This window comes from Lysobacter sp. CA196 (assembly GCF_052078695.1).
Classification (GTDB): Bacteria; Pseudomonadota; Gammaproteobacteria; order Xanthomonadales; family Xanthomonadaceae; genus Lysobacter.
The window spans coordinates 472,972-493,483 of record NZ_JBQJIN010000001.1; the positions used below are offsets into that span (position 1 = coordinate 472,972).

At 65.1% G+C, this 20,512-nt stretch carries 14 protein-coding genes and 1 tRNA gene; 3 read left to right on the forward strand and 12 right to left on the reverse strand.

What is annotated here, in order from left to right:
- Positions 1 to 212 precede the first annotated feature (212 nt).
- Together ACTOWK_RS01920 and ACTOWK_RS01925 are read left to right on the forward strand one after the other, a co-directional pair.
- Positions 213 to 428 carry a hypothetical protein gene (locus tag ACTOWK_RS01920; protein ID WP_441328510.1) on the forward strand — a complete coding sequence of 72 codons (216 nt, stop codon included), beginning with the start codon at positions 213 to 215 and terminating at the stop codon, positions 426 to 428.
- Positions 429 to 911: 483 nt separating this feature from the next.
- The gene (locus ACTOWK_RS01925; RefSeq protein ID WP_441328511.1) at positions 912 to 1,337 is read left to right on the forward strand and encodes a glutaredoxin family protein; all 426 of its coding nucleotides are present in this window, start codon (positions 912 to 914) and stop codon (positions 1,335 to 1,337) included.
- A 105-nt stretch (positions 1,338 to 1,442) separates the two neighbouring features.
- Here ACTOWK_RS01925 and ACTOWK_RS01930 read toward each other — a convergent pair whose 3' ends face one another.
- Together ACTOWK_RS01930 and radA are read right to left on the reverse strand one after the other, a co-directional pair.
- The gene (locus ACTOWK_RS01930) at positions 1,443 to 2,033 is read right to left on the reverse strand and encodes a hypothetical protein (protein ID WP_441328512.1); all 591 of its coding nucleotides are present in this window, start codon (positions 2,031 to 2,033) and stop codon (positions 1,443 to 1,445) included.
- The gene (gene radA, locus ACTOWK_RS01935; protein ID WP_441328658.1) at positions 2,030 to 3,448 is read right to left on the reverse strand and encodes a DNA repair protein RadA; all 1,419 of its coding nucleotides are present in this window, start codon (positions 3,446 to 3,448) and stop codon (positions 2,030 to 2,032) included. Before radA ends, ACTOWK_RS01930 begins: the two co-directional genes overlap by 4 nt.
- Before the next feature lie 927 nt (positions 3,449 to 4,375).
- Here radA and ACTOWK_RS01940 point away from each other — a divergent pair.
- On the forward strand, positions 4,376 to 6,676 hold the full coding sequence (locus ACTOWK_RS01940; protein WP_441328513.1) for a DUF7933 domain-containing protein: 2,301 nt from the start codon (positions 4,376 to 4,378) through the stop codon (positions 6,674 to 6,676).
- Between the two features lie 183 nt (positions 6,677 to 6,859).
- Here ACTOWK_RS01940 and ACTOWK_RS01945 read toward each other — a convergent pair whose 3' ends face one another.
- From ACTOWK_RS01945 to murJ, 10 genes are all read right to left on the reverse strand, one after another.
- Positions 6,860 to 7,153 carry a hypothetical protein gene (locus tag ACTOWK_RS01945; protein ID WP_441328514.1) on the reverse strand — a complete coding sequence of 98 codons (294 nt, stop codon included), beginning with the start codon at positions 7,151 to 7,153 and terminating at the stop codon, positions 6,860 to 6,862.
- A 389-nt stretch (positions 7,154 to 7,542) separates the two neighbouring features.
- Positions 7,543 to 8,205 carry a hypothetical protein gene (locus ACTOWK_RS01950; RefSeq protein WP_441328515.1) on the reverse strand — a complete coding sequence of 221 codons (663 nt, stop codon included), beginning with the start codon at positions 8,203 to 8,205 and terminating at the stop codon, positions 7,543 to 7,545.
- Positions 8,206 to 8,529: 324 nt separating this feature from the next.
- Positions 8,530 to 9,951, reverse strand: coding sequence for an HlyD family type I secretion periplasmic adaptor subunit (locus tag ACTOWK_RS01955; protein WP_441328516.1), 1,422 nt, complete (start codon positions 9,949 to 9,951; stop codon positions 8,530 to 8,532).
- A 4-nt stretch (positions 9,952 to 9,955) separates the two neighbouring features.
- Complete coding sequence (locus ACTOWK_RS01960; RefSeq protein WP_441328517.1) at positions 9,956 to 12,109, reverse strand: type I secretion system permease/ATPase; 2,154 nt, start codon at positions 12,107 to 12,109, stop codon at positions 9,956 to 9,958.
- 816 nt (positions 12,110 to 12,925) lie between these two features.
- Positions 12,926 to 13,001: transfer RNA gene (locus ACTOWK_RS01965), tRNA-Thr, on the reverse strand.
- A 36-nt stretch (positions 13,002 to 13,037) separates the two neighbouring features.
- Positions 13,038 to 13,988: a 4-hydroxy-3-methylbut-2-enyl diphosphate reductase gene (ispH, locus tag ACTOWK_RS01970; protein ID WP_441328518.1), complete on the reverse strand. Its 951-nt coding sequence runs from the start codon at positions 13,986 to 13,988 to the stop codon at positions 13,038 to 13,040.
- Between the two features lie 96 nt (positions 13,989 to 14,084).
- The gene (lspA, locus tag ACTOWK_RS01975) at positions 14,085 to 14,582 is read right to left on the reverse strand and encodes a signal peptidase II (protein WP_441328519.1); all 498 of its coding nucleotides are present in this window, start codon (positions 14,580 to 14,582) and stop codon (positions 14,085 to 14,087) included.
- Positions 14,583 to 14,665: 83 nt separating this feature from the next.
- Positions 14,666 to 17,524 carry an isoleucine--tRNA ligase gene (gene ileS, locus ACTOWK_RS01980; RefSeq protein ID WP_441328659.1) on the reverse strand — a complete coding sequence of 953 codons (2,859 nt, stop codon included), beginning with the start codon at positions 17,522 to 17,524 and terminating at the stop codon, positions 14,666 to 14,668.
- Between the two features lie 89 nt (positions 17,525 to 17,613).
- On the reverse strand, positions 17,614 to 18,621 hold the full coding sequence (locus ACTOWK_RS01985) for a bifunctional riboflavin kinase/FAD synthetase (RefSeq protein WP_441328520.1): 1,008 nt from the start codon (positions 18,619 to 18,621) through the stop codon (positions 17,614 to 17,616).
- Between the two features lie 159 nt (positions 18,622 to 18,780).
- Positions 18,781 to 20,415, reverse strand: a complete 1,635-nt coding sequence (gene murJ, locus ACTOWK_RS01990; protein ID WP_441328521.1) for a murein biosynthesis integral membrane protein MurJ — start codon at positions 20,413 to 20,415, stop codon at positions 18,781 to 18,783.
- Positions 20,416 to 20,512 lie beyond the last annotated feature (97 nt).

Consider the following 20,512-nt stretch of genomic DNA (forward strand, 5'->3'; position numbering starts at 1 on the left):
TCGCAGCCATGCTGCGTTTTGCTACTGGCGACGACCGTCGGTTTTGACAGTCCGCCGGCACGCGCTCGCGCGGGTCGGTCATTCTTGCCGGACGACGACGGATTCGTTGTCAGCGCGGCGTCGGGGACGCAACGCCGCCCCGTTATCGGGAGCGTCCAGGAACGGCCGCGATCGCGGCCTCATCGCCCATGACGGGCTCAAGGAGAGGACTGATGTTGAAGCGCACGACCACCCAGTTGTTCGCCGCCTGCGCATTCTGTTTCGGCATGGCGTTTTCGTTGAGCGCCATCGGCTCCGGCGGTTGCCAGAGCTGCTGGGACGCTTGCCAGGCGGAGTTCGATTCCTGCATCGACGCCGGCTATCCCGCGGAAAACTGCCGGATCACCTGGCGCAGCTGCGGCATTTCCTGCGGTTGCCAGATCCCCTGAGCCGCTCTCGCGGCCCGCGCGAGCGCATTCGCTCCTGCGGGCCGCATTCGGCGCGCGAGATCGTGATGCATCGCAGCGAAGGCCGCTCTTGGCGTACCCGCGGCGACGCGAGTACCGGCCGCCGCGAATGCCCGGGTGCGGGGCCGGATCGTTTTTTAGCAACGCCGATCACACCGGCATGGCGTCAGGGCCATGGCGCCGGATCGCGGCGGTGCTATAACTCCGGACGTCCAGTGACGGACCAGGAGCAACAGTGACGTTGACGCCCTCCACCGGCTTATCTGCGCAGGCCGCATCGCCTCCGTTACGACCGCTCCCGAAGCCCGGCACCCGCCCGGATCGCCGCACTGGCCGCTACCCGCATACCTCGCATCGCCTGTCGGCGCACGCAACCGCCGTGCAGCGGCTGCGATCGCAGGCCTGCGCGATCACCCATCACAGCCATGCCGGTCAGCGGACGCTCCGGCTCTACGAGGACATGGAATGAACTTCAAATCGATCCTGACGACGATCCTGGTCGTGGCACTGGCGCTCGGCCTCGGCGTAGGTGCCGGTTACCTGGTCCGCAACAGCGGCCTGCTCGGCAAGAGCGGAGGCGGTGGAGGCGCGCTGGTGACCCAGGGCGATTACTCGTCGGTCTACGCCAAGGCCGGCGGCGACGTGGTGATGTACTCGCTGTCGACCTGCCCGTTCTGCAAACAGGCGCGCGCCGTACTCGAAAAGCAGAACGTCAAGTTCGTCGAACGCATCATCGACCAGGACAAGGATGCCAAGCTCGAAGCCGACGGTCTGAAGATCAAGAGCGTGCCGACCTTGTACATCGGCGACCAAAGCCTGCAGGGCTACGACGAGGCCAAACTGGTCGAACTGATCAATGCGCACGGCAAGGCGGCCAAACCGGCGGCCTGAGCTCATCCGGATTGATCACAGCCGGTTCGACCTCATCCGGATTGAACTCGACCGGGTTGGGTTCAACCCGGCTCAGCGCGACTCGCCGGTCGGGCCTCGACGAGGCTAGCCGGCGAGGACCTGCAGGCCACAGGCGAACGCTGCGCCCAGCAGCGCCCCGCCGATCGTTTCGGCCCGCGTATGTCGCGCCAGTTTCAGGCGCGACCAGGCCAACAACGGCAGCAACAACAGCGCAACGATCGCCAGCGCCGGCTGCAGCGAAAACAGCGACACCCCGGCGAACGCGAGGCTCGCCATATGCAGGGACAGCTTGATCCAGCGATTGAGCAAGGCCGCCGCGACCAGCATCGCCGCGACCGCGAGTATCCCCTGCCCCATCGGCGCCGCGCGTTCGCGCATCCACCACCAGCACACCGCCAACACCACCAGCAGCACCGCATACAGCAGCGGCCGCTCGCTGGGATGCGAGGCGTCCACGGTCGACCAATGCCCGCCCCGGCGACGCTGCGCCACGAAGGCCCAGCTCACCAACACCGCCACCGCGACCCCGCACAGCGCCGACCAGAACGCCTGCGGCGCGAGCACCCGCACGCTGATCATCGTCAGGCCGATGAAAACCGCGAACGGGTGCAGCACGATCGATATCCAGCGGGCGAACCCGCTTGGTGCGGCTAGTTTGCGCTCAGTGTCGCTCACGCCGCATCCAAGGCCTCGGACAGGCGCTCGACCGCGATCACGTCCATCTCGCCGATACGGCTGCCGCGCGGGGCGTTGCCCTTGGCCACGATGGCGCGCTTGAAGCCGTGGGTTGCGGCCTCCTTGAGTCGGTCCTCGCCGTTCGGCACCGGCCGGATCTCGCCGGACAGGCCGACTTCGCCGAAGGCGACGGTGTGCTCGGCCAGGGGCTGGTCGCGCAGCGAGGACAACACCGCCAGCAGCACCGGCAGATCGGCCGCGGTTTCCTGCACGCGGATGCCGCCGACCACGTTGACGAACACGTCCTGGTCGCCGACCGAGATGCCGCCGTGGCGATGCAGCACGGCCAGCAGCATCGCCAGGCGGTTCTGCTCCATGCCGACCGCGACCCGGCGCGGGTTCGACAGCGGCGAGGAATCGACCAGGGCCTGCACTTCGACCAACAACGGCCGGGTGCCTTCGCGCGTGACCATCACGCAACTGCCCGGCTGCGGGCTGCGGCTGCCGGAGAGAAAGATCGCCGAGGGGTTCGGCACTTCGCGCAGGCCCTTGTCGCTCATCGCGAACACGCCGAGCTCGTTGACCGCGCCGAAGCGGTTCTTGAATGCGCGCAGCACGCGGAAACGGCTGCCGCTCTCGCCTTCGAAATACAGCACCGCATCGACCATGTGCTCGAGCACGCGCGGGCCGGCGATGCCGCCCTCCTTGGTCACGTGGCCGACCAGGAACACCGCGGTACCGGTCTCCTTGGCGTAGCGCACCAAGCGCGCCGCACTCTCTCGCACCTGGCTGACCGAACCGGGCGCCGCGCCCAATTGCTCGGTCCACAGGGTTTGCACCGAGTCGGCGACGATCAGCGCCGGCTTGGTCGCCGCGGCGTGTTCGAGGATGCGCTCGACGCCGGTTTCGGCCAGGGCATGCACGCCGTCGAGCGGCAAGCCGAGCCGGGCCGCGCGGCCGGCGACTTGCGACAGCGACTCTTCGCCGGTGACGTACAAACCCGGCAGGGTCTGGGCCATGCGGGTGATCGCCTGCAGCAGCAGGGTCGATTTGCCGATACCGGGGTCGCCGCCGACCAGCACGACCGCGCCGTGCACCAGGCCGCCGCCGAGGACACGGTCGAACTCGCCGATGCCGGTGCTGACCCGCGATTCCTCGCTATGGCGTACGTCCTTCAACGCGGTCACCGCGGGCGCATCGACGCGTCCGGCCCAACTCGAACGGCGGCTGGCGGCCACTCCGCCGCCGCCCGAGCCGGCTTTGACCGCCGGTTCGACGATGAACTCGCTGAGGGTATTCCAGCCGCCGCATTCGCCGCACTGCCCCTGCCATTTGTTGTAGTCGGCGCCGCACTCCGAACAGACGTAGGCCGTGCGGGCGGCCTTGGCGGCGGACTTGCCGGGCGATTTGGACATATTCGACATGGGCGGATTCGACATGGGTAGACGACTGGCAACGATGCGGCACGAAGCCGCACTGTAGCCGCTCGCCGTCGCATGCTGCGAGATGGGCCGCGCAATTGATCGAGCCGGATAGCCGGACGCCACCATCGCGCGGACCGAGCCGAGGGAGCCGCGAAGCGATGGATCACCGATGTCCGAGCCGGCTAAACGGCGGACCGGACTGGTCCGTGTCGATGCAGCGAAGCGCCGGACCTCGTCCGACCGCCTCGCCACATACGCCTTGAGTGCCTCCAGTCGCCCTGTCTTGACTCGTTTCGGCTGGCACCAATCGGCGGGTACCATTCGACCCGCGTCGATCAGTCGGGCCTCACTGGCCGGCAGTGTTCAGGATTGACGCCAACGGGTTCCGACCTGGAACGACCGGCAGGTCACCGGCTTGCGCAAGGCAACGATGCCGTATGCGCGCTCATCAATGAACGCGACGCGCTCCAGTGTCGCCCCATGCAGATCGACTTCAGCCGGACTGCCTTCGCCTCGACATCCTCCAATTCCCCAAGTTTCGATGACTCTACGCCTGCATCCGAACTCTAAAACGGAGCGGCTGGCTTCGACTTTCGTCTAGCGCCTGCAGCGCGATACCGCGCCCTTGAACGCTGCGCATTTCAGCGTTCAACCCCCCGCAGCCCTGCCACAGCGGGCGCTCGCTTCGGTTTCGACACTTCTACTCCAGCACTTGAACTTCCAAGTGAGCCGCGAGCTTCGACTTATGTCTAAGGCTTCAAACCGGCAATCGATGTCCGGAATGCTCGCCCTTCTTCTACTCGACTAACGGCCCCGAACACTTTGCGCTGCGTCGAGATCAGCAGCAACGCCATCACGCACAACATCGCCTCCGCGATTTTCGGGCCTCGCCACGACCACTTCGACCGAGGTTCAAAGATGTCTTACACAACATCGAAAGTTGCCGTTCCCCATTTACATTGGAGATACAAACGGCTCTTTTCCGGCATATGGTCCCGAGTCACCGGCTTCACCGTCACACGGGCAGTCGTTCCCGAATACGACCAAAGTCGTAATCGACCCCGCGCCTTGTGCAGTCTCTCTCTCCTGATCGCCCTACTCTTCGCATGCACGGCGGCCCCGGCACAAACGACGACGACGACCAAGCGCTACCAACAAAATATCGTCGGTGGCGCGAGCATGTTCGGCAACTCGTGGTTCTATTCGATCGGCGCCGCCCCGCCCGTATTGGTGCCGGATGTCGATAACGCCACCATCCTGGGCCCGCAATCGACCCACTCGACCTATGCCGATCTGATCCTGCCGCCCGGCTCCACCATCGTGAAAGCCTATCTCTATACCGAAATGTCGATGTACAACGGTGCTCCAGAGCCCGTGATGAACTCCGTCAAATTCGCTGCACCGGGAGATGCCAGCTACACCACGCTGACCAGCGCATCCGCAGGCTTCGTCACCGCCAATACCGCAAATCAGCCGGCCATTGGCGACTATCGTCAGATGGCCTGGGACATCACCGGCCGCATCAATCCAAACGCTTACAACACATCGGCTAGCGGTGGAACTGCCGGGCGATTCTTCCTGGCCGACCCGTCGCCGCTTCCATTCAGCGGACCGTTTGACCTGGACCGCATGGGCGGATGGTCGATCATCGTGGTGTATACGAATCCGAATTCGCCGGCGCGTTCCATTACCGTCTCGGATGCTTGGGTCGCCTACATAACCGGTGGTCTCATCACGGACATTCTGGGCATTCAGGTGCCGTCGAGCGGCCCGGTCAAGGCCGTCGTCGGCCTGACCGGCAGCTACGGCGACCGCGGCTCCAGCGACAGCCTGCGTTTCGGACTCGCCAGCGCTGCCGGCACGGCGCTGGCCGACCCTAGCACTGGCTCGACCACGGATGTCATGAACAGTTCTGTCGCCTGGGCGCCGATGAACAATGTAGCCGCCGACGGAGGCCCGGCCTTGTCGGGCAATCAGACTACCCGCAGCCCCATCAGTGCCTATACAGGCCTTTACCAACCTGCGGAATCGTGGCAGTACGACAGCGACATCTTCAATGTCGGCGGCATCCTGCCGAATTCCAGCACGCCCATTAACGTTCGGCTGAGCTCGAGCACCACCGAATACCTAGCGAACGGCGCCTATTTCATCTCCATCGATATCGCCCTGCCGAAGCTGACCAAGGCGTTGGCTCCCGTTTCCATCAACGCCGGCGGCATCGCCACTTACACCTGGACGATCGACAACACGGTGACCGGCAGTGTCGGCATGACCGGGATCGGCTTCATCGATGCCCTGCCCAGCTCGATCGTCGTCGCCACACCGAACGCGGCCACCACGACCTGCAGCGGAGGAAGCGTCGTCGCTACGCCGGGATCGGCCCAGGTGAGCTTGTCCGGAGCGTCCGTCGGAGCCGGGCAGACCTGCACCGTGACGGTCGCCATCACCAATGTCGCCGGGCAGACCAATGCCGATTGCGCGTCCAACCCGAGCGCTTTCACCAATTCGGCGGCGAACATCGCCTCCAGCAGCAATGTGGTGAACGCGTTGACTCCCGTCTGCCTGGTGGTTCTGCCGTCCTCGACGATCACCATCGTCAAGGATGCGCTGCCCGATGATGCACAGGACTTCGTCTTCAACACGACCGGCGACGGACTGAGCGGGTTCACCCTGGACGACGATGGCGACGCCACGCTATCCAATACCCGAACTTTCACCGGCCTTACCGCGGGCAGCTACACGGTGACGGAAAGCGCTGTACCGGGCTGGAGCCTGAGTGAACTGAGCTGCACCGATCCGGACAGCGGCACCACGGCAAACCTGGGTACGGGTACGGCCGCGATCGACCTGGATACGGGTGAGCACATCACCTGTACCTATACCAATACCCGCCGAATTGCCGATCTGTCGATCACCAAGACCAATACGCCGGGATTGAATGGCGAAGTGGACCAGACCAACGACACCCTGGCACCGGGCAGCAGCACCGCCTACACCATCGTAGTGAAGAATGCGGGACCCGATAGGGCCGACGGAGCCGTGATCCGCGACCAGGCCACGGCAGGGCTTGGCTGCGTCACGGCGACGTGCACTGCCAGCGGCGGCGCGGTATGTCCGGCCGCGGTGGACGTAGCCGGACTGCAGGGCAGCGGACTGGTGATCCCTACCTTCCCGGCTGACGCTAGCCTCACGTTCCTGTTGACCTGCACCGTTCAGTGAGAACCGCAAGCGTCGATAGCTGCGTGATGCTTCTGAAAGAGCATCGCGCACTCGATACATACCGGATGGCGCACGGGACCCGAAGATCCAGGACCCGAGCATGTCCGGAGGGAGACTTGCCGGCAGCCGCCCTCGAACGCCATCGCCCTCTCCGAACCAATGCCGCCCCTATCCACGCAGGAATCAGGCCGCGACCGGCCGGTGCTGCTCGGGATAGATCGCGAGCAGGTTCTGCTGCGGGATCGCCAGCAGGCCGCCGACGTCGTGCGAGGCCACGATGCTGTAGCCGCGCGCGTCGATGTCCTTGGCGATGGTGTGCCAGTCCAGCTTCGGCATCGCCATCGAAGTGTCGATCGTCCAACCGAAGCGCAAGGCGCCGAGGGCCTTCATTTCGTCCAGCGGCAGCCAGCTGTCGGCAGGCGCGACCACATAACCCTCGTCCTCACCCACCACGAATACGTCTACGCGCATTTTCATCAGTGCCTTTGCTGTATTTGCTGCAAGCCGGCGCATGGTGTCGATCGGCCCGATAAAAAAAGGTGAAGAAGAAATAGCGATTTGGTGAAGCGACGCCGGTTGCTGATCTTGGATTCAAGTTCTATGCAAGTTGATGACAGAAATGCAGGACTCCGTGCTGCCCTGCAGCTTGACAAGGCAAGGTCTCAGGCATTGCGACACAGGCGTTCCAATCTGAACGCTAATACCAGGGGCGAGCACATTCATCCGGCTACCGCCGTACTGGGACTTCGGGTTTAACGGCGAAGCTACGAACTTTCGCTCCGGTCCTGCACAAAACCCCGCTGCAGCGGGGTTTTGCATTTGACGACCGCCGAACGATTTCGCTGCGCGGCATGCGGACGGCTTCCCTAAGCTATGTAGCTCTTCACCTGATCCCGGCTGATGTTCAGGAAACGCGCGATGGCGTCGAGGTGCTCGTTATTCTCGCGCAAGCGCGACTCCTTCGGCGCCACCACCACCGGTTCGAACTCGTTGAGCTTCTTGGAGTTCTGGACCGCGTGATAGCCCCATACCATGCCCTGGTCGAATACCTTGCCGCTCGGCATGTCGACCACGTAGTTGGCGAATTTGGTGGTGGTATCGCCCTCGAAGCGGCCGTTGACGAAACGGCTGTTGAACTCGCGCGGGGTATCGATCAGCCAGCAATCGGTCGGCGACAGATAGCGGGTCGGCTGGCCCGCGTAGTACTGCGAATGCGCGCCGACGAAGGCACCCGGCTCGCTGTACAGGCATTGACGCATCATCGTTTTCCCGGGAGTCGGGTCGCGCTTGTCGACGTTCCACTTGCGGACCTGGGTCTTCGGGAACACCGCCGTCTGCGGAAAGATCAGCTGGATCAGCCCGATCTCGTTGCTCTGCGGCGCAGCGCGCGAGAAACGCGCCTTGAAGTCGCCGCCGTATTGCAACGCGGCTCCCGACGCGAATACGTTCTCGGGCACGGCGAGATACGGGTGCAATTGCAGATGGAACTTACCAGTGTCGAAGTTTTGCTCGGGCCAATAATTGCCCATGACGGTATCCCTCGTGTCGGAATGGCGAAATCTCCCCGCGCCGTCGCCGTTTCTGCGGTCCACCCGCCAACGCTGCGCCGGCCGAGGGCCGTCAGTAGGAACGAGGCAGTCCGACGCCCGTGAAAGGAACGAGAGGCCTGACGACTCTAGCGGGGCCCTTCAGCTGGCGCCCGAGTCATCGTTGTTGCTTGTGACACGACACGTCGCGCAAGCGGCCCCGGCAGTCGTAATCGGCACGAGAACAAGGGAGGTGGCAGTTCGCCGACTCAAGAACGATCCGCAGCTCAAATTTGATTCGAATCATCACACTTGCCTACCTGGCAATTACCGCTCCCTCAAAGCCTCGCTCGTATGCTGCTGCAATGGACTGAGCAGATAGTCGATGACGCGGCGCTTTCCGGTATTGATCTCCACGCTCAAGGCCATGCCTGGCGTCAGTCGGACCTCGACGCCATCGATCTTCAGCGAGGCCTCCGCCAGGCGTACCCGTGCCGGAAACACCAAACCCAGCTTTTCGTCTTGCGCGGCGTCATGCGACACGCTTTCGACTCGGCCGCTCAGATAGCCATAACGCGTATAAGGAAAGCTCTCGATCTTCACCGTTACCGCCTGTCCGGCGCGGACGAAGCCGATGTCCTTGTTGAGTACCGTGGCCTCGATTTCCAGGGCTTCCTCATTGGGCACCACGGCCAATAGAGGCTGCGCAGGCGTGATGACGCCGCCGACGGTATGCACGGCCAACTGCTGAACCGTACCGGCGACCGGGGCGCGCAATTGCATCAACTTGTCGCGCTGCGCGGTCTTGGCCACTTCCGGGGCGAACTGCTGGACCTGTTCGCGCGCTCCACGCAGCCCGTCCAGGGTCTGTTGGCGCGTGTCGGCGACCAGCACTTTGAGTTGTTCCTGGGCGCTGTCCAGAGCGGACTGCGTTTCATGCAGGCGGCTGCGTTGTGCGGCGAGATCGCGCTCGGCGGCGATGCGCTCCTGTTCGCGCAACAGATACTCATGGCGACCGACGTATTTGCCCTCGACCAGCTTGGCGTAGTCGTCCGCGCGGCCCTTGGCGATCAACGCGCTTTGCTGCAGTGGGCCGATCAGGGATTGCACCGTCTGCAGCTCGGCCTTGCGCTGGGCGATAACTGCCTGGAGATTGTCGCGCTTGGCGCTGAACGCCTGGAATTCGCTATGGGCCAGTTGCTGCTCGGACTGGAACCGCACCGCCGGCAGGCCGGGCTCCGTCGCCAAAATCGCCGTGCCGCGCCCGTCGATGGCGCTGGCCAACGCAGCCAGTCGCAGTTCGGCCAGTCTCGCATTGACCAGGGTTTCCCCCGCCTTTTCGTAGTCCGCGGCGGTCGCGGTAGCGTCGAGCTCGATCAGCAACTGCCCCTGTTTCACCGATTCGCCATCGCGCACCAGAATGCGCCGCACCACCGCCGTCTCGGCGGACTGCACAACCTTCGTCCGCGAGTCGGCCACCGTCTTGCCTTGCGCCACCGCGACGATGTCGAGCTTGCCGAAGCAGGCCCACAGCAAGGCTACGCAGAAGAAGGCGACGATGATGCGCATCGTCCAGCGCGGCAGCGGCGATATCGGCGTCTCGATCAGCTCCAGGTGCGCCGGCAGGAAGGCCAGCTCATCCGGGCTGCGCTTGGGCGGATCGAGCTTGTCGCGCACGGACCACGCCATCTTGAACACGCGGCCATAGCGCGCGGCGAAATCGCCCAGGGCCTGAAAAACGTGCTTCATGGCCTCATCCCTGCTGCAACCGATGTAGATACGCATAGTGACCGTCGGGCTTCTCCAACAGTTCGGCATGCGAACCGCTTTCGACGATGCGCCCCTTCTCGAGCACGACGATGCGGTTGGCGTGGCGCACGGTAGACAGACGATGAGCGATGATCAGCACCGTGCGTCCTTTGCAGATCGCACGCATATTGGCCATGACCGCATGTTCGGACTCGTAGTCGAGCGCACTGGTGGCTTCATCGAAAATGAGAATTCGCGGATTGGTGATCAAGGCCCGGGCAATGGCCACGCGTTGTCGCTGACCGCCCGACAGCCCGGTGCCGTGCTCGCCGACCTTGGTGTCGTAACCTTCCGGGAGTTCGACGATGAAATCGTGCGCACCCGCCAGTTCGGCCGCCTGGATCACGCGATCCAGCGGCAACCCCGGGTCCGACAACGCGATGTTCTCGCGCACGCTGCGGTTGAACAGGAAGTTCTCCTGCAGCACTACGCCGAGTTGACGGCGCAACCAGGCCGGATCGGCCAGCGCCAGGTCGTGGCCATCGACCAGCACGCGCCCGCGCTCGGGCACGTACAAACGCTGCACCAGCTTGGTCAGCGTGCTTTTACCGGAACCCGAGCGGCCGACGATGCCGATCACCTCGCCGGCGGCGATATCCAGACTGATGCCGCTCAGCACCTCGCCGGCGTCGGGTCGGTACCGGAAGGTCACGTCCTCGAAACTGACGCGGCCGCGTATCGCCGGCAAGGTCATGCGACTGCCGGGCAGCTCGGTACGGGTATTGAGGATATCGCCGAGGCGCTCGACCGAAATGCCGACCTGCTGGAAATCCTGCCACAGCTGCGCCAACCGGATGATCGGCGCAGCCACCTGGCCGGCCAGCATATTGAACGCAATGAGCTGCCCGATCGACAGCTTGCCCTCGATGACCAACTGCGCGCCCCAGAACAGAATGCTGATGCTGACCAGCTTCTGCACGAGCTGCACGCCCTGCTGGCCGATCGTCGCCAACCGGGTGACCCGGAATGCGGCGGCGACATAGCCGGCGAGTTGATTGTCCCAGGTGCGGGTAACGCGGGGGTCCACCGCGGTCGCCTTGATCGTGCCGATGCCGCTGATGGTCTCGACGAGGAACGATTGATTGTCGGCGCCGCGTGCGAACTTGTCGTTGAGGCGCTTGCGCAGCACTGGCGTGATCGATGCCGACCACAGTGCATAGACCGGCAACGAGATCACCACGATCAGCGTCAACCAGCCGCTGTAGTAGAACATCACCGCCAGGAACACCACGGTGAAGAACAGATCCAGTATCGACGTCAGCGCCTGCCCGGTCAGGAAGTTGCGGATGTTCTCTAACTCCCGCACGCGGGCCATGGTGTCGCCGACGCGGCGCGACTCGAAATAGGCGAGCGGCAAGGCCAGGATATGCCGGAACAATCTGGCCCCCAGTTCGACATCGATCTTGCTGGTGGTGTGCGCGAATACATAGGTCCGCAGCCCGGACAGGACCACGTCGAACACCGCAATCGAAACCAGGCCGATTGCGATGACGTGCAAGGTGGTCAGGCCGTGATGCACCAGCACCTTGTCCATCACCACCTGGTAGAACAGCGGCGTGATCAGGGCGAACATCTGGATGAAGAACGACACCGCGAACACTTCCAGCAACAGCTTGCGGTACTTCACCACCGCCGGCACGAACCAGCTGAAATCGAACTTGGCCAATTCGCCGAGAACCGAAGCCCGCGATGCCACCTGCAACAGACGGCCCGCATAGCGCGACTCGAACTCGGCGAGCGAAATCGCGCGCGGACGTTTTTCGGCCAGGTCGTGAATCAGGATTCCATCGCCGCTGACTTTGGCGACGATGAAAGCCTGCCCCTCAGGCAGCAGTGCCAACGCCGGCAGGCTGGCCATGGCGATGCGGGAAGCCGGCTGGGCGACGATTCTGGCCTTGAGGCCGAGGTGCTTGGCGACCAGCAGCAGACGCGTGTCGTCGAAAGCCGCCTCGCTTCCTCCGAACTGATGACTGAGCTGCGCTGAGTCGGCGGCGATTCCGTGAAACTGCGCCACCAAGACCAACCCCATCAGGGCTTGGTCATCGCAGGGCGTGGCGGCCGTTTCCACGACTGCAAGCGCCGCATTTCCTTGCGACATTCGAAACGCCCTTCATTCGTGCCCGGCACCGGTTGGCGCCCCCCCAATGGAATAGCGTCACATTCGCTTTAGATGACTGTCAAGGTTGTACGGCATTGCCGCATGCCAGTCAGCGAGTTCAGTTTTTTGGGGCCCTGGGGAATCGCCGCCTGAACAGCGAAGCGCCAGCCAAAACGGCCTTGAGTCTATGCATGGATTTGGCTGTGACGAATGTGATTCTTCTATTGCGAGCGAGAGCTCGACCGCCCGGAACGCTTTCGATCGATCCGCCCTGCCCTTGCCGAGATTCCGATGCACGCCGACCTGGTGCTCGAAAGCCGTTCCGCGGACACGCTCCGTGCGGGAAATCGAAGGAATGCTGGGCGATGCCGCAGTCGCGGCTTGAAGGTGGGCGTGAACGACGCGAGGCTTTCTACAGGGCGGCAAAGAGCCACTTTCGCTTCCACTTCAACGAGGCCGCTGACGGCGCCACAAAAAAAGCCCCGCTTTCGGCGCGGCTTTCAGTACGGCTCCGGAAGGCGGACGGCCATTGGATGGGCGGCCGGGCGGTTGCTTTGCCTTTCGCTTCAGTTTCAGCGGGCTACTGACGATCAATACAAAAAGCCCCGCTTTCGGCGGGGCTTTCAGTACGGTCCAGAAGGCGGACGGCCGTTGGATTGTTGGCCGGGCGGTTGCTTTGCCTTTCGCTTCAGTTTCAGCGGGCTACTGACGATCAATACAAAAAGCCCCGCTTTCGGCGGGGCTTTGAGTACGGCTCCGGAAGGCGGACGGCCGTTGGATCGTTGGCCGGGCGGTTGCTTTGCCTTCGGGGTTACGTGGTGCCGGAAATAGGAATCGAACCTACGACCTACGCATTACGAATGCGCCGCTCTACCAACTGAGCTATTCCGGCGAAGGCGGTGATTCTAGGGCGCCAGGGCCCGGGCGGTCAATTGACCAGTTGCAGACGCAGTTCCTTGGGCAGGGCGAAGACCATGTTCTCGGGCTCCCCTTCCAGTTCGTTGACCCGCTCGGCGCCCAGCTCGCGCAGGCGCTCGATGACCCCCCGGACCAGCACCTCCGGGGCCGAGGCGCCGGCGGTGATGCCGATGCGCTTGCGCCCGCGGACCCAGTTCGGGTCGATCTCGATGGCGCCGTCGATCAGGTGGGCCTCGACGCCCTCGCGCTCGGACAGCTCGCGCAGGCGGTTGGAATTGGAGCTGTTCGGCGAGCCGACCACCAGCACCAGGTCGCAGCGCTCGGCCAGCTGGCGCACGGCGTCCTGGCGGTTCTGGGTGGCGTAGCAGATGTCGTCGTGGCGCGGGCCCTGGATCGCCGGGTACTTGGCGCGCATGGCCTCGATCACCGCGCGGGTGTCGTCGACCGACAAAGTGGTCTGGGTGGTGTAGGCCAGGTTCCCGGGTTGGTCGACCTCGAGCGCGGCGACGTCTTCGATGTCCTCGACCAGGTAGATCCGGCCGGAACCGGCTTCGCGCCGCCATTGGCCCATCGTGCCTTCGACTTCCGGGTGGCCTTCGTGGCCGATCAGGATCACGTCGCGGCCGGCGCGGCAATGGCGCGAGACTTCGAGGTGGACCTTGGTCACCAGCGGACAAGTGGCGTCGAAGACTTTGAGGCCGCGACGCTCGGCTTCTTCGCGCACGGCCTTGGAGACGCCGTGGGCGCTGAAGATCACCGTCGCGCCGTCGGGCACTTCGTCGAGTTCTTCGACGAAGACCGCACCGCGATGCTTGAGGTCGTCGACCACGAAGCGGTTGTGCACGACTTCATGGCGCACGTAGATCGGCGCGCCGAGCGTCTCGATGGCGCGCTTGACGATCTCGATCGCGCGGTCGACGCCGGCGCAGAAGCCACGGGGGTTGGCGAGGATAACGTCCATGGGGGCTATTGTACTCCTGGGGGGAGGATCAGGAGTGAGTCGGGAGGAGTGAGAAGAGAGTTGGAGCTGGCCGCCTCACTTCTCACTTCTCACTCTTCATTTCTCGCCTTCCGGCTTACTGAACAAGCCGTACACCGCGATCCCGATCGCGCCGGCGACGATGGCCGAGTCGGCGATGTTGAACGAGGGCCAGTGATAGTCGCGCCAGTACCACTGGATGAAGTCGACGACGTGGCCGTGCAGCATGCGGTCGATCACGTTGCCGATGGCCCCGCCGATCACCAGGGCGTACGGCAGCGCGGTCTTCCAGTCGCTGCGCGCGGCGCGCGACAGCCAGTACCCGAGCAGGCCGCTGATGCCGACGGCGAGGATCGCGAAGAAATACTTCTGCCAACCGCCGGCGTCGCTGAGGAAGCTGAAGGCCGCGCCGGTGTTGTAGCTGCGGTACCAGTTCCAGAAACCGTCGATGACCGGCACCGCGGTGTACTCGGGCAAGGAACTCAGCACCCAGGCCTTGCTGAGCTGGTCGAGCGCGATCACGACGATCGAGACGATCAGCCAGGGCAATGCGTTCTTGCGGGAGGTATCGGTCATAAGCTTTCGGTTCTACGGATCGGTGCGAAATCGGTGGAGTGAAGCGGCCGCGCGCGATGCCTCGCCGCGCGGCCGTGCTGCGGTCAGAACCAGTGCCGGTCCTCGCCCTCGCCGGCCACGTTGTCGACGCAGCGGCCGCAGAGCTCGGGATGCTCGGCGACGGCGCCGACGTCGGCCCGGTAATGCCAGCAGCGAACGCACTTGCTCTTGCTGGTCGGTGCGGCGAGCACGGCGATGTCCTTGATGCCGTCGTCGGCCACCACTTCGACATCGCCGCTGATGAACAGGAAGCGCAGCTCCTCGGCCAGCGGCGCCAGCCAGTTCTGGTCGGATACGCCGCAGCGCAGCGAGATCTCGGCCTCGAGCGCGGCGCCGATCCGGCCGGCGGCGCGCATCGGCTCCAGGGTCTTGGCGACGCTGTCGCGCAGCGCGAGCAAACGCTCGAACTCTTCGTTCGACAAGGCGGCGTCGGCCGGCAACAGGGCCAGGCCGTCGTACCAGGTGGTGAACAGGACGTTGTCTTCGCGCGCGCCGCGTTCGGTCTGCGCCGGCAGATGGCGCCACATCTCGTCGGCGGTGAACGCCAGGATCGGGGCGATCCAGCGCACGAAGGCTTCGGAGATGCGGTACATCGCGCTCTGCGCCGAACGGCGGCCGCGCGAATCCTCCTGCATCGTGTACAGGCGGTCCTTGGTCACGTCGAGGTACAGCGAGCCCAGGTCGACGCTGCAGAAATTCGACAGCAGCTGCACGATCTCGGCGAAGTCGTAGCGCTCGTAGGCCGAGGCGATGCGGTCCTGCAGTTCGGCAGCGCGATGCACGATCCAGCGGTCCAGCGCGACCATGTCGGCCAATGCGACCAGATGCTGCCCAGGGTCGAAACCGGCGAGGTTGCCGAGCAGGAAGCGCGCGGTGTTGCGGATGCGCCTGTAGACGTCGCCGTTCTGCTTGAGGATGGCGTCGGACACCGTCATCTCGTTGCGGAAATCGGTCGAGGCCACCCACAGACGCAGCACGTCGGCGCCCATCGCGTCGGTGACCTTTTCGGGCGCGAGCGCGTTCTGCATCGACTTCGACATCTTCTTGCCTTCGGCGTCGACGGTGAAACCGTGCGTCAACACCTGCCGGTACGGCGCCGCCGCATCCATCGCCACGCCGCTGAGCAGCGCGCTGTGGAACCAGCCGCGGTGCTGGTCGGAGCCTTCCAGGTACAAGTCGGCCGGCTTGCGCAGCCCGTCCTGCGGCCGCTGTGCGAGCACGCATTCGTGGCTGGTGCCGGAGTCGAACCAGACGTCGAGAATGTCGTTGACCTTCTCGTAGCCCTCGGCCTCGTCGCCGAGCAATTCCTCGGCGGTCATCGAATACCAGGCGTCGACGCCTTCGCGCTCGACCCGGTCGGCGACCTGATGCATCACCTCGACCGTGCGCGGATGCGGCTCGCCGGTTTCGCGGCTGAAGAACAGCGCGATCGGCACGCCCCAGTAACGCTGGCGCGAGATGGTCCAGTCCGGGCGCGCCTCGATCATGTTGTAGATGCGCGCCTCGCCCCAGCCCGGCACCCAGGACACGCCGCCGATCGCGGCGAGCGCATCGCGGCGCAGGCCGGCCTGCTCCATCGAGATGAACCACTGCGGCGTGGCGCGGAACACCACCGGCGTCTTGTGGCGCCAGCAATGCGGATAGCTGTGCTTGAGCCGGCCGGTCGCGAGCAAGGCGCCGCGCTCGCGCAACACCTCCAGCAACACCGCGTCGATCTTGAAGATGTGCTGCCCGGCCAGCTCGTGCGAGCCGGCCGGCGGCGTCGACGGCAGGTAACGGCCGCGCGCGTCGACCGGATTGATCTGCGCAGCGCTGTAGCGCTCGATCAGGCCGTACTTGAGCGAAACCGCATAGTCCTCCTGGCCGTGGCCGGGCGCGGTGTGCACCGCACCGGTACCGGCCTCGACGGTGACGTGGTCGCCGAGCAGCACCGGGATTTCGCGATCGTTGTAGAACGGATGCTGCAGCCGCAGGCCTTCGAAGGCTTCGCCCTTGTGCGAGGACCAGTCGCGGCTTTCCACGCTATGGCCTTGCTTGAGCGCATCGGCGGCGGTGATCGCGGCGAGCACGCCGCCGATCAGTTCGCTGGCGACCAGCAGGTACTCCGGGCGCTGCCCCGGCTCTTTGAACAGCGATTCTTCGCTGGGCTCGACCCGCACCAGCGAGTACTCGACCTGCGGCCCCATCGACACCGCGAGGCTGGCCGGCAGCGTCCACGGCGTGGTCGTCCAGATCGGCACCGACAGCGGCGCGCCGTCGTCCTCGATGCCGAAGGTGTCGAACACCTTCTTGCGCTCGATCACCGGATAACGCACGTAGATCTGGGTCGATTCCTTGTCCTGGTATTCGATCTCGGCCTCGGCCAGGGCCGACCCGCAGTCGAAGCACCAGTGCACCGGCTTGGAACCGCGCACCAGATGACCGCGCTCGACGATCTTGGCGAGCGAACGGATGATGTCCGCCTCGTAGCGGAAATCCATGGTGCGATAGGGGTTGTCCCAATCGCCGATCACGCCCAGGCGCTTGAAGCCGCGGCGCTGCAGGTCGATCTGGGTGGCGGCGTACTCGCGGCACTTGGCGCGGAATTCGGCGGCGTCGAGCTTGTCGCCGACCTTGCCGAATTCCTTCTCGACCTTGTGCTCGATCGGCAGGCCGTGGCAATCCCAGCCCGGCACGTAGGGCGCGTCGAAGCCGGACAGCAGCTTGGACTTCACCACGATGTCCTTGAGCACCTTGTTGACCGCGTGACCGATGTGGATCTCGCCGTTCGCATAGGGCGGGCCGTCGTGCAGCACGAAGCTGCGCTCGCGGTCCTTCACCTTCTCGCGAATTCGCCCGTACAAGCCTTCGCTTTCCCAGCGCGCCAGGGTTTCCGGTTCGCGCTTGGGCAGGTCGCCGCGCATCGGGAAATCGGTCGCCGGCAGCAACAAGGTGCTCTTGTAGGGGTTGGCGGGAGCGGATTGGCTCGGGTCTTTGGCGGTCACAGCAGCTCTCATGCAGGTGTTTGGGTCGCTGCCGCAAGCGGAGCCGGCAACGGCGCGGCGGCGCGTTGCGAGTCCAGTCGCAGCAGACCGCGCGCCTGTTCGGCATCGCGGTGCATTTGCTCGGTCAGCGCCGGCAAGTCGGGGAATTTCAATTCGGGACGCAGATGGGCGACGAATTCGACCTCGATGCGGCGACCGTACAGGTCGCCGTCGAAGTCGAACAGATGCGCTTCGAGCAAGGGCTCGACCCCGGCGACGGTCGGCCGCGTGCCGAGGCTGGACACCGACGGCCACGGACGATCGCCGACGCCGTGGACCCAGGTCGCATAGATACCGGACAAGGCCGGGGTCTTGCCGCCGAAGCGCAGGTTGGCGGTCGGAAAGCCGAGCGTGCGGCCGAGCTGCTGGCCGTGCACGACATGGCCGCCGATCGCATAGCGGCGTCCGAGCCAGCGCGCGGCAGTGGCGAAATCGCCGGCCAACAGCGCTTCGCGGATGCGCGTGCTGGACACGCGCTCGCCGTCGAGCAGCACCGGTTCGATCTCGTGCGCGCTGAAGCCTTGGCCCTCGGCCCGGCCCTCCTCGCCCATGCGCCGCAGCAGCGCGATGTCGCCGCCGCGCGCCTTGCCGAAACGGAACTCCGGGCCGACCCAGACTTCGCGCGCCGATAACCGCTGGATCAGCACTCGGCGCACGAACTCTTCGGCGCTCAGGGCACTGAGACGGCCGTTGAAACGCAGCAGGCCGACCTGATCGGCTTCCAGCGCCAGCAAACCTTCGGCCTTGGCCCGCGGCAACAACAGCCGCGGCGGCGGCGCGGCCGGGGCGAAGAACTCGCGCGGCAGCGGCTCGAAACTCAGCGCGACCGCCTCCACGCCCAAGGCGCGCGCGCGCGAAACCGTGTGGCGCACCAACGCCCGATGCCCGAGGTGCAGGCCATCGAAGGCGCCGATGCAGACCACACTGCCGTGCGGGCACCGCGGCCCGCCCTCGACGTCACGAAACAGCCTGCTCATTAGTGTCCGGCGTGGGACCCGGACGAACCGGGACATTGCGTGAAGGATGAATCAGGAAGTATAGCCGCCGCCCGCCGCTCTCAACGGGGCCGCTGAACGCGACCGCGGCCGCGGCGGCGGCGGCGGGCGATTCACGATGCCGGCGGCGGCGAACCGTGTTCAATGGCCGCGCAGATCGCGCATGCGGATGCCCTGCAGCCACAGCGCGGCGCCGTAGAACGCGCCGCCGGCGCCGACCACCACCGCGAGCTTCCAGGCGCGCTCCCACCACGGCCAACCGGTCCAACCGGTCCAGAACCACAGCAGCCCCAGCACCACGACCGTCATCGCCACGCTGGCGACCCCGATCTGGCGCAGGAATCGGCCCCAGCCGGGTTGGCGCGCATAGACCTTCGCGCGGCGCAGGTACCAGGCCAGTTGCAGGGCGTTGACCCAGCCGGCGATGGCGATCGCCAGGGCCAGGCAAGCGTGCGCCCCCGGTACTTCGCCGAGCGCCCGGCGCAGATCGCCGCCGCTGCTCAGCAGCGCGGCGCGGCCGGCTTCGGTCAGGTACAGCACCGCCAGCAACAGGCTCGCGGTCGCGACCAGGTTGACGATCACCGACACCACCGCCGACTTGACCGGGGTCTTGGTGTCCTGGCGCGAGTAGAACGCCGGCGCCAGCACCTTCACCAGCAGGAAGGCCGGCACCGCGATCGACTGCGCCATCAGGCTCAGGCGGATCATTGCGGTGTCGTGGGCGGTCAGGCGGCCGTACTGGAACAGCGAAGCGACCAGCGGCTCGGCGCACAAGACCAGCCCGAGGCAGGCCGGCACGCCGATCAGCAGACACAGGCGAAAGCCCCAGTCCAGGCCCTTCGAGAAGCCCTGCGGGTCGGTCGCGGCATGGCGCTTGGACAAGTGCGGCAGGATCACCGTGCCGATGGCGACACCGAACATGCCGAGCGGAAACTCAAGCAGGCGGTCGGTCAGGTACAACCAGGTCACGCTGCCGGCGATCAGGAACGAGGCCATCGCCGTGTTCAACAGCAAATTGACCTGGGCCACCGACGAGCCGAACAGGGTCGGCACCATCAGCCGCATGATCTTGCGCACGCCCTCGTGCGCGGCGCCCCAGCGCGGCCGCGGCAGCAGCCCCAGCTTGGCCAGCGCCGGCAACTGGAAGCCCAGTTGCAGCACACCGGCGAGCAGGACGCCCCAGGCCAGGGCCAGCACCGGGTTCAGGCCCATCGGGCTGAACACCCGCTCGGCGCAGACCGCCGCGGCGATCATCGACAGGTTCAGCAACACCGGCGACAGCGCCGGGATGGCGAACTTCTCGTAGCTGTTCAGCACCCCGCCGACCAGCGAGGCCAGGGAGATGAACAAGGCGTACGGGAAGGTGATCTGCAGCATCTGGGTCGCCATCCGGTACTGCTCGCTGCCGGGTTCGAAGCCCGGGGCGAACAGCGCCATGACCCAGGGCGCGGCGAAGATCACCACCGCGGTCAGGACCAGCAGGAAGGCACTCAGGGTGCCGGTGACCCGGTCGATCAGCTCCTTGACCGCGGCCTGGTCGTGCTTTTGCTTGTACTCGGCCAGGACCGGCACGAAGGCCATCGAAAACGAGCCCTCGGCCGACAGCCGGCGCATGAAGTTCGGGATCCGGAAGGCCACGAAGAACGCGTCCATGGCCGGACTGGCCCCGAAAACCACCGCATAGACCTGGTCCCGGACCAGGCCGGAAACCCGCGAAATGAAGGTCATCGCGCTGAAAATGGCCGAAGAACGCAGCAAGCCGTTACCCTTGCTCATCGCCGCGTCCTCTTCCAGTTGACGCAACCCACTGAATCGCCCATACTTTTGGGTCTGATTTTCCGTAACTGCATTTCACCGCCCAGTTTCATTAACG

Coding starts and splice junctions, on each gene's coding strand:
- ileS (WP_441328659.1), bottom strand. CDS start 17,524: ATGCGCGGCGACCTGCCCAAGCGCGAACCGGAAACCCTGGCGCGCTGG.
- murJ (WP_441328521.1), bottom strand. CDS start 20,415: ATGAGCAAGGGTAACGGCTTGCTGCGTTCTTCGGCCATTTTCAGCGCG.
- ispH (WP_441328518.1), bottom strand. CDS start 13,988: ATGGACGTTATCCTCGCCAACCCCCGTGGCTTCTGCGCCGGCGTCGAC.
- radA (WP_441328658.1), bottom strand. CDS start 3,448: ATGTCCAAATCGCCCGGCAAGTCCGCCGCCAAGGCCGCCCGCACGGCC.
- ACTOWK_RS01925 (WP_441328511.1), top strand. CDS start 912: ATGAACTTCAAATCGATCCTGACGACGATCCTGGTCGTGGCACTGGCG.
- ACTOWK_RS01985 (WP_441328520.1), bottom strand. CDS start 18,621: ATGAGCAGGCTGTTTCGTGACGTCGAGGGCGGGCCGCGGTGCCCGCAC.
- ACTOWK_RS01960 (WP_441328517.1), bottom strand. CDS start 12,109: ATGTCGCAAGGAAATGCGGCGCTTGCAGTCGTGGAAACGGCCGCCACG.
- ACTOWK_RS01955 (WP_441328516.1), bottom strand. CDS start 9,951: ATGAAGCACGTTTTTCAGGCCCTGGGCGATTTCGCCGCGCGCTATGGC.
- ACTOWK_RS01950 (WP_441328515.1), bottom strand. CDS start 8,205: ATGGGCAATTATTGGCCCGAGCAAAACTTCGACACTGGTAAGTTCCAT.
- lspA (WP_441328519.1), bottom strand. CDS start 14,582: ATGACCGATACCTCCCGCAAGAACGCATTGCCCTGGCTGATCGTCTCG.
- ACTOWK_RS01945 (WP_441328514.1), bottom strand. CDS start 7,153: ATGAAAATGCGCGTAGACGTATTCGTGGTGGGTGAGGACGAGGGTTAT.
- ACTOWK_RS01920 (WP_441328510.1), top strand. CDS start 213: ATGTTGAAGCGCACGACCACCCAGTTGTTCGCCGCCTGCGCATTCTGT.
- ACTOWK_RS01940 (WP_441328513.1), top strand. CDS start 4,376: ATGTCTTACACAACATCGAAAGTTGCCGTTCCCCATTTACATTGGAGA.